Origin of the sequence: Alteribacillus sp. JSM 102045, assembly GCF_041949975.1 — a bacterium.
Taxonomy (GTDB): domain Bacteria; phylum Bacillota; class Bacilli; order Bacillales; family Marinococcaceae; genus Alteribacillus.
Genome location: NZ_JBHFQG010000098.1, coordinates 1 through 1,205, shown reverse-complemented (window position 1 = coordinate 1,205; position 1,205 = coordinate 1). Strand labels below are relative to the sequence as shown.

1 protein-coding gene and 1 pseudogene are annotated in these 1,205 nt (G+C 42.3%); both read left to right on the top strand.

Going from position 1 to position 1,205, the window contains the following annotated elements; genetic code table 11:
* Positions 1-226 precede the first annotated feature (226 nt).
* A complete protein-coding gene (locus tag ACE1TI_RS21805) occupies positions 227-436 on the top strand; it encodes an IS110 family transposase (RefSeq protein ID WP_375009598.1) in 210 nt (69 codons plus the stop codon).
* A gap of 294 nt (positions 437-730) precedes the next feature.
* A pseudogene (locus tag ACE1TI_RS21800) lies at positions 731-1,078 on the top strand (IS110 family transposase); the annotation flags it as partial.
* Positions 1,079-1,205: the final 127 nt, after the last annotated feature.

Sequence of the window (1,205 nt, the reverse complement as noted above, 5' to 3'; positions counted from 1 at the left end):
TTACCACTTCCTGCATTCAACGGAAGGATTTGGTGGTCTTTGATAACAAAAAATTTTTTAAAGAAACTTTTTTACCTTTTAACCACTGGTATATCAACCTTTCCGGAGGGAGTCTACGTGTATTTCAACTGTTAACTAACAGTGTTTTTCCAATCTATTAGAAAATTTTCACAAAGGTTTTTCTTGGACGTCTCAAGATATTTCTAGATAATGATCTTAGGATCATTTGGGTAAGAAAAGCTACAGTGATATGAATAAGACGGATGAGATTGATGCGTTTGTGATAGCCGATTATATGCGTTTCGGCCGCAATACCATGTCGATCGTCAAAAAAAGTCAGTATGTCGCTCTTCAGCAGCTGACCAGATCTCGTTATCATCTCATCAAAACGATGACGAACAAAAGCGCAAGTGTCCTGGTCAGCCTCGACAGGTAAATGTTCTCCAGTCACTAAAGGCGTTCTTACTTCCACAGGATGTGGTGACTTCTGCGTTGCACTTTCGTCGCCAAAAACGCCACGTCCTGTGGCATTGGCGACATTAACACGTCCTGTGACAACGTCGAACTGGATGTGCTGACTTTTGCGTTGCGAACACGATGTTCGCGATTCTAGCAAAAGTTCCTTAAACCGTCTTGGGCCTTCGAGAGGCTGGGCGCTGAAGCTAGACGCGGATCAAACAATATGGAGATAGTTATCCACAACTTGTAAAAACATAATTCCCTAAACAACAAGGAAAAGCAGCACTTCCTGCAGCATCTGAGTTTTAAATGTAATACGTTCTCTCAAGAAGTCGATTCTTCTGTGTTCGGGAATGCGATGATGGAGCTTTTCCTAGAGAAATTCAGCTTAGAAGAATTGGCTCAACTTCCGTTGGAAGAACTTGCAGCATTTCTGCAGGAACACGGGAAAAATCGATTCCCGGATCCGAATGCCGTCGCTGCATCCATTCAACGAGCCGAACGTTCCTCTTATCGATTGGTCAAGGTCGTCGAAGATTCACTGGATGTCCTATTAGGCACCTCCATAGAGGTCATTCGCTCTCTCCAACGCCAAGTGAAAGAAATCGATAAAACCATTTGTATGTAGTAATCTAAAACTGGACCACTGGAGTCATTGAAAAATCCCCCAGTAGTATATAATTAACCCCTGTAGAAATAAATGAATTTCTAATGGGGAGACTGGGAGCGATGATCAATTTGAAAAA